Annotated in this window: 11 protein-coding genes and 1 tRNA gene; 10 read left to right on the top strand and 2 right to left on the bottom strand. The window is 70.7% G+C overall.

Going from position 1 to position 9,254, the window contains the following annotated elements:
- Window positions 1–1,317: amidase (locus AB8Z36_RS19400; RefSeq protein ID WP_369214600.1), on the top strand; the 1,317-nt coding region annotated here is incomplete at its 5' end.
- Window positions 1,318–1,487: 170 nt separating this feature from the next.
- On the opposite strand, the gene AB8Z36_RS19395 is transcribed toward AB8Z36_RS19400, so the two are convergent.
- On the bottom strand, window positions 1,488–1,988 hold the full coding sequence (locus AB8Z36_RS19395; RefSeq protein ID WP_369214599.1) for a DUF3830 family protein: 501 nt from the start codon (window positions 1,986–1,988) through the stop codon (window positions 1,488–1,490).
- A gap of 98 nt (window positions 1,989–2,086) precedes the next feature.
- Here AB8Z36_RS19395 and ehuB point away from each other — a divergent pair, with 98 nt between their 5' ends.
- From ehuB to AB8Z36_RS19350, 9 genes are all read left to right on the top strand, one after another.
- The gene (ehuB, locus tag AB8Z36_RS19390; RefSeq protein ID WP_369214598.1) at window positions 2,087–3,019 is read left to right on the top strand and encodes an ectoine/hydroxyectoine ABC transporter substrate-binding protein EhuB; all 933 of its coding nucleotides are present in this window, start codon (window positions 2,087–2,089) and stop codon (window positions 3,017–3,019) included.
- Window positions 3,016–3,750 carry an ectoine/hydroxyectoine ABC transporter permease subunit EhuC gene (ehuC, locus tag AB8Z36_RS19385; RefSeq protein ID WP_440581952.1) on the top strand — a complete coding sequence of 245 codons (735 nt, stop codon included), beginning with the start codon at window positions 3,016–3,018 and terminating at the stop codon, window positions 3,748–3,750. Before ehuB ends, ehuC begins: the two co-directional genes overlap by 4 nt.
- Window positions 3,747–4,394 carry an ectoine/hydroxyectoine ABC transporter permease subunit EhuD gene (gene ehuD, locus AB8Z36_RS19380; RefSeq protein ID WP_369214597.1) on the top strand — a complete coding sequence of 216 codons (648 nt, stop codon included), beginning with the start codon at window positions 3,747–3,749 and terminating at the stop codon, window positions 4,392–4,394. The genes ehuC and ehuD overlap by 4 nt, the downstream gene beginning before the upstream one ends.
- Window positions 4,384–5,199 carry an ectoine/hydroxyectoine ABC transporter ATP-binding protein EhuA gene (gene ehuA, locus AB8Z36_RS19375; protein ID WP_369214596.1) on the top strand — a complete coding sequence of 272 codons (816 nt, stop codon included), beginning with the start codon at window positions 4,384–4,386 and terminating at the stop codon, window positions 5,197–5,199. The genes ehuD and ehuA overlap by 11 nt, the downstream gene beginning before the upstream one ends.
- Window positions 5,200–5,397: 198 nt before the next feature.
- Complete coding sequence (locus AB8Z36_RS19370; protein ID WP_369214595.1) at window positions 5,398–6,165, top strand: IclR family transcriptional regulator; 768 nt, start codon at window positions 5,398–5,400, stop codon at window positions 6,163–6,165.
- Between the two features lie 61 nt (window positions 6,166–6,226).
- Window positions 6,227–6,300, top strand: a tRNA-Lys gene (locus AB8Z36_RS19365).
- Between the two features lie 165 nt (window positions 6,301–6,465).
- A complete protein-coding gene (locus tag AB8Z36_RS19360) occupies window positions 6,466–7,140 on the top strand; it encodes a DedA family protein (RefSeq protein WP_369214594.1) in 675 nt (224 codons plus the stop codon).
- 33 nt (window positions 7,141–7,173) lie between these two features.
- A complete protein-coding gene (locus AB8Z36_RS19355) occupies window positions 7,174–8,304 on the top strand; it encodes a sensor histidine kinase (RefSeq protein ID WP_369214593.1) in 1,131 nt (376 codons plus the stop codon).
- Window positions 8,295–8,939 (top strand): response regulator transcription factor, encoded by a 645-nt coding sequence (locus AB8Z36_RS19350; RefSeq protein WP_369214592.1) that lies wholly within the window; start codon window positions 8,295–8,297, stop codon window positions 8,937–8,939. The genes AB8Z36_RS19355 and AB8Z36_RS19350 overlap by 10 nt, the downstream gene beginning before the upstream one ends.
- A 34-nt stretch (window positions 8,940–8,973) precedes the next feature.
- Here AB8Z36_RS19350 and AB8Z36_RS19345 read toward each other — a convergent pair whose 3' ends face one another.
- Window positions 8,974–9,237 carry a hypothetical protein gene (locus AB8Z36_RS19345; protein ID WP_369214591.1) on the bottom strand — a complete coding sequence of 88 codons (264 nt, stop codon included), beginning with the start codon at window positions 9,235–9,237 and terminating at the stop codon, window positions 8,974–8,976.
- Window positions 9,238–9,254: the final 17 nt, after the last annotated feature.

Genomic DNA, 9,254 nt, shown 5'->3' with positions numbered 1-9,254 from the left:
GTGCTGCGGCGGGCCGAGGAGACACAGCCCGCCCTGAACGCCTTCGTGCGGATCGAGGCGGAGCGGGCCCTGGAACAGGCGGAGCTCAGCGCCTCGCGGTGGCGGCGGGGGGAGCCGCGGGGCCTGGTGGACGGCGTGCCGGTGTCGGTGAAGGACCTGCTCCTGATGAAGGGCGGCCCGACCCTGCGCGGCTCGAAGACCGTCGGCGCGGACCGGGCGTGGGACGAGGACGCCCCCTCGGTGGCCCGGCTGCGGGAGCACGGCGCTGTCCTGGTGGGCCGCACGACGACCCCCGAGTTCGGCTGGAAGGGCGTCACGGACAGCCCGCTGACCGGCGTCACCCGCAATCCGTACGACACCTCCCGCACCTGCGGCGGCTCCAGCGGGGGCAGCGCGGCGGCCGTGGCGGCGGGCGCGGGCCCGCTGTCGCTCGGGACGGACGGCGGCGGCTCGGTGCGCATCCCCGCGGCGTTCTGCGGGATCTTCGCACTGAAGCCGACGTACGGCCGGGTGCCGCTGCACCCGGCGAGCCCGTTCGGCACGCTGGCCCATGTGGGGCCGATGACGCGGGACGCGGCGGACGCGGCGCTGCTGATGGACGTCATCACGGGCCCCGACCCCCGCGACTGGTCGCAGCTCGGTCCGGTGGCGGAGAGCTTCCGCGCGGGCCTGGACGGGGGCGTGCGGGGGCTGCGCGTCGCCTACTCCCCCTCGCTCGGCGGCCAGGTCGCCGTGCGGCCCGCGGTCGCGGCGGCCGTCCGGCGCGCGGTGGAGTCCCTCGCCGCCCAGGGGGCGTACGTGGAGGAGGCGGACCCCGATTTCTCGGACCCCGTGGAGGCCTTCCACACCCTGTGGTTCAGCGGGGCGGCCCGGGTCGTGCAGCATCTGGCGCCGGACCGGCGCGAGCTGCTCGACCCCGGGCTCCGGGAGATCTGCGGGCAGGGGGCGCGGTACAGCGCGCTCGACTATCTGGCGGCCGTCGACGTCCGGATGGGCCTCGGGCGGCGGATGGGGCTCTTCCACACGACGTACGACCTGCTGGTCACGCCCACACTGCCGGTCACCGCGTTCGCCGCGGGGGTGGAGGTGCCCCGGGGCGCGGGGTACCGGCGCTGGACGGGATGGACGCCGTTCACCTACCCCTTCAACCTCACGCAGCAGCCCGCGGCCTCCGTCCCCTGCGGGGTGGACGCGGAGGGGCTGCCCATCGGGGTGCAGCTCGTGGCCGCCCGGCACCAGGACTCCCTGGTACTGCGGGCGGCGCACGCCCTGTACACGGCCGGGGCCGGGGGGATCGCGCCGCCCGCGCGGCGCTAGGGTCTTTCGTTTGGATCGGGCCGGATCAGGGAGCGGGGTCTGGTGCGTGCGATCGCAAGGCGGAGGAGGGAGGCATGGCGGAGCCATGGCGACCGACGACAACGCCGCGAGCGTGCGTGCCAGACCCCGCGAGCCCGGCCTGATCCAAACGAAAGACCCTAGGCCCCCCGTCAGGCGCGGCGGAAGTTCAGGGACTCCCCCTGCGCACCCGCCCGCCAGAGGTCGTTGCAGGCCTCCGCCATCCGGTCCAGGCCCTCGACGATCTGGCCCCAGACGATGCCGGGGACCCAGCCGACGTCGCCGTTCAGGAGCAGGTTGTTGCGTTCGTAGAAGAGGGCGAGGTCGACGACGGTGCTGCCCGCCCTGACGTCGGCCTCCGGTTCGTAGCCGTACGCCTGGGTCCCCAATTCCGTACCGGAAAAGGAGAAGTAGCAGAGATCTCCCGGGATGGGAGTGACTGTGGGGTTTTCAAGGGGCGGCTCGCGGTCCGCGAAAGCCGGAAAGAGGGCGTAGATCTCATTGCGCGCATATTTCGCGTGATAGACGTCCGAGCCCAGCGGAAGTGCTTCCCACACCGCCGCGCAGGTCACCGGCGCCCGGTCGTCGAGCAGCTTTGCCGTGCACTGAACTCCCCGCTTCGCGAGCGAGACTTCGATGAATCGGTCTGCCATACGTCCCATGCTCCTCTCTGGAGTCAAGACCACAACGATTGCATTCAGGGCTGAAATTGAGCGGCATATTCCGCGTCGAGTCGGGTAGCCGCGCGCCCATGGCTCCACCACTTGGGAACAACGAGGGATTCATAGGCAGAGCGGTCCGCCGCCGCGCCCTGCTCACCGGAGCGGGAGGGGCGGCGCTGACCGCTTTCGGCGCCTCGGCATGCAGCCGGGTGCCCGAGGAAGGGAAGGTTGAGGGGGGCGATCTGCTGGACCGGCTGCGGGACAGCGGCACGGTCAAGATCGGCGTCGCGGGCGAGGTCCCGTTCGGCTACATCGACGAGAACGGCGAGGTCACCGGCGAGGCGCCGGAGATCGCCAAGGTCATCTTCCCGCGCCTCGGCGTGCCCAAGGTCAAGGCGGTCCCCACCAAGTTCGGCGCCCTGATCCCCGGCCTCACGCAGGCACGTCAGTTCGACGTGGTCTCGGCGGGCATGTACATCAACCCGACGCGCTGCGAGCAGGTCCTCTTCTCCGACCCCGACTACCTGATGCTCGACTCCTTCATCGTGAAGAAGGGGAACCCGCACGGCATCACGTCGTACGAGGACATCGCCAAGAAGGGCCTGAAACTGGCGAGCGGCACGGCCTACGCGGAGATCGACTACGCCAAGGCCGCGGGCGTGAAGTCCGTGCTCGTCCTGCCCGACCAGGTGGCCGGGCTCGACGCCGTCACCCAGGGCCGCGTGGACGCCTTCGCGGGCACCAACGTCACCGTGCGCACCGTGGTCAAGGGCAACCCGCGGGCCGAGGCGACCAAGCCCTTCCAGCCGGAGGTCGACGGCAAGCCCGCCTACGGCGCGGGCGGTTTCGCCTTCCGGCTCTCCGAGAAGAACCTGCGCGACGCCTTCAACAAGGAGCTGCACAAGCTCAAGGAGAGCGGCGAGCTCCTGCGCATCGTCAGACCGTTCGGCTTCACGGCGGACGAGATGACGGATCTGACCCTCAAGAAGCTGTGCCCGCCTGCGAAGGGCGCCTCCTCATGATGTCGTCGGAGTTCTTCCAGAACTGGTTCCTTCCCGGGATCTGGATCACCATTCAGGTGACCTTCCTCAGCGCGGCCCTCGCCTTCGTGATCGCCTTCCCGGTCGGCGTGCTGCGCACGTCCCGGATCTGGGTGGTGCGTTTCCTCGCCGGGGCCTACTTCGAGATCTTCCGCAGCACGTCGTCGCTGGTCTTCATGTTCTGGATCGCGTTCACCGTGCCGCCGCTGTTCAACATCAGTTTTCAGCCGATGTTCGCGGGCGTGCTCGCCCTCGGCATCACCTACGGGGCGTACGCGTCGGAGATCGTGCGCGGCGCGCTCGCCGCGGTGCCGCCCGCCCAGCGCGAGGCGGGCATCGCCCTGAACTTCACCCCGGCGCAGCGGCTGCGCCGCATCGAGCTGCCGCAGGCCTGGCCGGAGATGCTCCCGCCGTTCAACAACCTGCTCATCGAGCTGCTCAAGGGCACCTCCCTGGTGTCGCTCATCGCGGTGGCCGACATGACCTTCGCCGGTGACCTGCTGCGGCTCGTGACGAACGACAGCGCGCCGATCTACACGCTGCTGCTCGGCCTGTACTTCGTCTTCGCCTTCCTGCTCACGCGCGGCATGCGGCTCCTCGAACGGCACGCGAAGAAGCGGGTCGGCCAGGCGCCCGAGAAGACCAGCCTCTTCGGCGGGATGCGCGCGAAGTCGTCGATCGACGCCGTGACCGGCACGGGGGGTGCCAAGTGAACTGGGACTGGTCGCACGTCGACGACTTCATGCCGCTCTTCTGGGACGGCGTGGAGCTCACGCTCAAGGCGCTGTTCTTCGGCACCCTGATCGCGTTCTCCCTCGGCCTGGTCTGGGCGATCGCGCAGCGCTCGGAGAAGAGGTGGATCCGGTGGCCGGTCACGGCGGTGACCGAGTTCATCCGCAACACCCCCCTCCTGGTGCAGCTCTTCTTCCTGTTCTACGTGGTGCCGGAGTGGGGCCCCTCGATGTCCCCGCTGACCACGGGCATCGTCGGCCTCGGGCTGCACTACTCGACGTACACCTCGGAGGTGTACCGGGCGGGCATCGACGGCGTACCGGCCGGCCAGTGGGAGGCGGCGACCGCGCTCAGCCTCTCCAAGCGCCGGACCTGGACGTCGGTGATCCTGCCGCAGGCCGTGCGCCGGGTGATCCCCGCGCTCGGCAACTACGTGATCGTCATGCTGAAGGAGTCGCCGCAGATGGCGGCCATCGGTGCGCTCGACATGCTGGGCCAGGCCCAGAACTACAGCCAGACGACCTTCACCTTCGAGGCGATCAGCATCGTCGGTGTCGCCTTCATCGTCATCGCCTACCCGGCCTCTCTTCTCCTCCGAGCCTTGGAGCGTCGCCTTGTCCGCTGACAACAGCACTTCCCAGGAAATCCCCAATCCGGCCGTCGACGGCAGCGAGCTGATCCGCTTCGACAAGGTGGTCAAGCGGTACGGCTCGAACACCGTCCTCGACCAGCTGGACTTCTCGGTCGCCTCCGGCAAGCACGTGACGCTGATCGGCCCTTCCGGTTCCGGCAAGACCACGATCCTGCGCCTGCTGATGACGCTGGTGAGACCGGATGAGGGCACGATCAAGGTGGGCGGCCAGTACCTCACCCACGAGGAGAAGAACGGCAAGCTCGTGCCCGCGGGCGAGAAGCACGTCCGCGAGGTCCGCAAGAACATCGGAATGGTGTTCCAGCAGTTCAACCTCTTCCCCAACATGAAGGTGCTGCGCAACCTCATGGAGGCGCCGGTCAGCGTCCTCGGGCTGTCCAAGGACGAGGCCGAGCAGCGCGCCCGCGAGCTGCTCGACCTGGTCGGCCTCGGCGACCGCTGCGACGCCTATCCGACGCAGCTCTCGGGCGGTCAGCAGCAGCGGGTGGCCATCGCGCGCGCCCTGGCGATGCGCCCGCAGGTGCTGCTCCTGGACGAGGTCACCTCCGCGCTCGACCCCGAGCTGGTGGCGGGCGTCCTCGACGTGCTCCGCGACATCGCGCACACCACGGACATCACGATGCTCTGTGTGACGCACGAAATGAACTTCGCACGGGACATCTCCGACCAGGTGCTGATGTTCGACTCGGGTCATGTCATCGAGTCCGGTACGCCGGAGAAGATCTTCACCGAGCCTGAGCACGAGCGCACCCGCGAGTTCCTCAGCGCGGTGCTGTGATCATCTTCCGGTTGTGACGGGAGGCGGTCGGCGCCGGAAAAGTAGGGCATGACAGAGGCATATGCCGACGTGGCGCGTTCCTGTTGACTGGGCCGGAGCGCGCCACAAATCTCGGCAACGGAAGCTTCCCGCGGGCCACTTGACGGCTATCGTGGGCAGAGCTCGACTGTCCGGATCCGTTCCACGCTGGGGGAAGCCGTGGCGTTGAAGCACCAGACGACCGCGGTGCGCGACTCCGTCCAGAGCGCCCTGCGGGTGCTCGAAATCGTCGCCCGGCACAACACCGGCGTCACCACCGTCGAGCTCGCCCGCGAGACCCGGCTGCCCGCGACACGCCTCGCACCCCTGCTGCGCATGCTGCGCCGCGAGGGCTATGTGGAGCAGCTCACCGACAGCCCGGTCGGCGCCTATGTCACCGGTGAGACCCTGAACCGCCTGGGCTCGGCCCGCCACCACGAGCAGGCGCTGCGCGCCAAGCTCCAGCGCACCCTGGACGGCCTGCGCGACTCCATCGGCGCCGCGGTCTACATCAGCCGCTATGTGGACGGCGAGGTCAGGGTCACCGACTTCGCGGCCGGACCCCGCACCCCCGCGGTCAACGAATGGGTGGACTTCCGCTCGTCGGCCCACGCCAGCGCCGTCGGCAAGAGCCTGCTGACCCAGCTCGACGTGAACGGCCGCCGCGACCACCTCTCACGCCACAAGATGGCCCGCCTCACCTCCCGCACGATCACCAACGAACGCATCCTGCTCAACCGCCTGGCCGCCCAGCCCGCCACGGTCCCGGTCCTCGACCTCCAGGAGTACGCGCTCGGCACGGTCTGCGCCGCCGTCCCCATCACCGCGGGCTCCTCCGTCGGCTGCCTCGCCCTCTCCCTGCCGGTCGAGCACGCCCACCGGCTCCGGGCCGCCGCGGACACCCTGAACAGGGGCGCGGCTCCCGTACTGCTCTCGCTCGCGATCTAGGGCCGTCCGGCGGGGTGTCCTGAGCACCCCCTCGGACCAGGTACTATTTATGAGTCAGCAGGCGCCGCTAGCTCAGTTGGTTAGAGCAGCTGACTCTTAATCAGCGGGTCCGGGGTTCGAGTCCCTGGCGGCGCACTTGCGAATGCCGAAAGGGCGTTCCCGGTCTTCCGGGGACGCCCTTTCGCGTGTGTCCTTCGCAGGGGCGTGACCCGTCGGCCGCCCGGGGGTGCGGTTTTCCGCACCTCTACCCGACGGCAACCCCCATACCGCCGGTGACCTGCGCTTTCTAGCGTGGTCCGCATGGACCTCACGACTCTGGCCCTCCCCCAGGAACCCGCGGGCGGCATCGCGGGCTGGGCCGCCGACCTCGTCGACGTGCTGGGCGGCCCCGGCGCCGGCCTCGCCATCGCCCTGGAGAACCTCTTCCCGCCGCTGCCCAGCGAGGTGATCCTGCCGCTCACCGGCTTCGCCGCGGGGCAGGGCGTGATCAGTCTGTTCTCCGCGCTCTTCTGGACCACCCTGGGCTCCGTGGTCGGCGCGGCGGCCCTGTACGGCATCGGCGTGCTGTTCGGACGCGAGCGCATGCACGCCCTGTGGGCGAAGCTGCCGCTGGTCAAGGCGTCCGACCTGGAACGCACCGAGGCGTGGTTCGCGCGGCACGGCACCAAGGCCGTCTTCCTCGGCCGGATGGTGCCGATCTTCCGCAGCCTGATCTCCGTGCCCGCCGGGGTGGAGCGCATGCGGCTGCCGGTCTTCCTGGCCCTGACCACGCTCGGCAGCCTGATCTGGAACTCCGTGCTCGTCCTCGCCGGGTACTGGCTCGGAGACCAGTGGGACGCCGTCGAGACCTATGTGGGCCTGCTGTCCAAGGCCGTCCTCGTCCTGGTCGTCCTCGCCCTGGCCTGCTGGATCGCCGTCCGCGTCCGCTCGCGGAGGCGGACCGGCAGCGAGCCCCGGCACCGCAGGGCCGGCTGAGGGCCACTAATGTCGGACGACGTGAAGGAGCCCGTGGCCGCCCCGTTCTTGCTCAGGGTCCTCGGTGTGCTCATCGGCTGTCTCACCGCCCTGCTCGGCCTGGTCTACTTCGTCGTCGCGGGGAGCGCCCTCGGCGCCTTCCTGCTCTGGCCGCGCACCCGCCCCCGGGCCCACGCGCTGCTCGCCTCGGGCGCCCGCAGGCTCACCGCCCTGGAGCGCGGGCGCCGCTCGGTCTTCTTCCACGACGCCTTCCCCGCGCACCGCGCCTCCGACCAGCAGATCCTGCGCTACCTCGCCGTCCGTACGTACTCCGGGCTGCTCTGCGGCGTCGTCGTCGCCATGGTCGACTTCGGCGCGGTCCTCGCCGGGATCTTCGCGGTGTCGGTGGTGCGGACCTCGATGTCCTGGGTGGACCTGTTCAGCCAGTTCGTCCTCGGCGGGACCCTGCTCTTCCTCGCCGTGCAGGGGCTGCGCGCGCTCACCGACCAGGACGCCCGCCTCGCCCGGGAGTGCTTCGGGCCCTCCGAGCGCGAGCTGCTCCAGCGGCGCATCGACGAGCTGGCCACCAGCAGGGCGGCCGTGGTCCACGCGGTGGACGTCGAGCGGCGCCGGGTCGAGCGCGATCTGCACGATGGTGTGCAGCAGCGGCTGGTCGCGCTCGCCATGCTGCTCGGCAGGGCCCGGCGCGGCCGTACCCCCGAGCGGGCCGACGCGCTTCTCGCCCAGGCCCACAAGGAGGCCCAGGAGGTCCTCACCGAGCTGCGCGAGGTGGCCTGGCGGGTCTACCCCACCGCCCTGGACAGCCTCGGCCTGCACGAGGCGCTCGGCGGGGTCTCCGAGCGGTGCGCGCTCCCCGTGCGCATGGAGTACGACGTGCCGGGGCCGCTGCCGTCCGCCGTCGAGACCGCCGCGTACTTCGTGGTCTCCGAGGCGGTGACCAACGCCGCCAAGCACGCGCGTGCCGAGGAGGTCTCCGTCCGCGTACGGCAGCGCGGCACGGTCCTGACCGTCTCCGTCCGCGACACCGGGACCGGCGGTGCCGACGCCGGGGGCAGCGGACTGACCGGGCTGCGCAGCCGGGTGGCCGCGCTCGACGGCACCCTGGACGTCGACAGCCCCCTCGGGGGACCCACCACGATCACCGCGGAGCTGCCGTGCGCGTAATACTCGCCGAGGACTCGACCCTGCTGCGGGAGGGCCTGGTCCGGCTGCTCGCCGAGGAGGGCCACGAGGTCCTCGCCGCCGTGGGGGACGCGGAGGCGCTGCTCCGCGCGGTCGAGGAGGAGGCCCCCGACGTCGTCGTCACCGACATCCGCATGCCGCCGGACCACACCGACGAGGGCCTGCGCGCCGCGGTCCGCATCCGCGAGCTGCGGCCCGAGGTCGGCGTGCTCGTCCTCTCGCAGTACGTCGAGCGCAACTACGCCGCCCAACTGCTCACATCGAGCGCCGAACGGGTCGGCTACCTCCTCAAGGACCGGGTGGCCCAGGTCGAGGAGTTCCTCGACGCCCTTCAGCGGGTCCACGCGGGCGGCGCCGCCATCGACCCCGAAGTCGTACGCCAGCTGCTCATCCGCACCACGCACGGCGACCCGCTCGCCAGGCTGACCCCGCGCGAACGCACGGTCCTGGAGGCGCTCGCCGAGGGCCACACCAACGCGGCCATCGGCGAGAAGCTGCACATCTCCCTGAGCGCGGTCGAGAAGAACCTCAACGCGATCTTCGACAAGCTGGGCCTGTCACGGACGACGGGCTACAGCCGCCGGGTGCTCGCGGTGCTGCGCTACCTGGAGTCCTGAGAGCGCCCGCGGACGCCTCCGGGGAGGGACGCGGTCACGACAGGACGACACCGTCCATGAGCAGCGCCGCCACGAGCCCCGCGGCGAGCAGCCAGGTGCCGAGCCTGGTCCGGCCGCGGCGGCTCAGTTCGATCACTCCGCCGCAGAGGATGAGCAGCAGGCCGTAGACCCCGACCACCAGGACCGACGAACGGCTGGCCAGACGCAGCGCGAGGACGACCGCGGCGGCGGCCATCAGCAGCGAGGCCGCGGCGATACGGGCGCGGCGGGCGCGGGCGGCCGGGGTGGGGGTGCTCATACGGCAGGAGCGTAATC

The sequence above is a fragment of the Streptomyces flavofungini genome (genome assembly GCF_041028215.1).
Classification (GTDB): Bacteria; Actinomycetota; Actinomycetes; order Streptomycetales; family Streptomycetaceae; genus Streptomyces; species Streptomyces flavofungini_B.
Note: the sequence above shows the minus strand (reverse complement) of the source record. Positions and strands in the feature narration are given on the sequence as shown.

Bases quoted from the DNA above. Each gene is read 5' to 3' on its own strand.
- AB8Z36_RS19395 (WP_369214599.1), bottom strand. From the start codon at position 1,988: ATGGCAGACCGATTCATCGAAGTCTCGCTCGCGAAGCGGGGAGTTCAG.
- ehuB (WP_369214598.1), top strand. From the start codon at position 2,087: ATGGCTCCACCACTTGGGAACAACGAGGGATTCATAGGCAGAGCGGTC.
- ehuC (WP_440581952.1), top strand. From the start codon at position 3,016: ATGATGTCGTCGGAGTTCTTCCAGAACTGGTTCCTTCCCGGGATCTGG.
- AB8Z36_RS19360 (WP_369214594.1), top strand. From the start codon at position 6,466: ATGGACCTCACGACTCTGGCCCTCCCCCAGGAACCCGCGGGCGGCATC.
- AB8Z36_RS19345 (WP_369214591.1), bottom strand. From the start codon at position 9,237: ATGAGCACCCCCACCCCGGCCGCCCGCGCCCGCCGCGCCCGTATCGCC.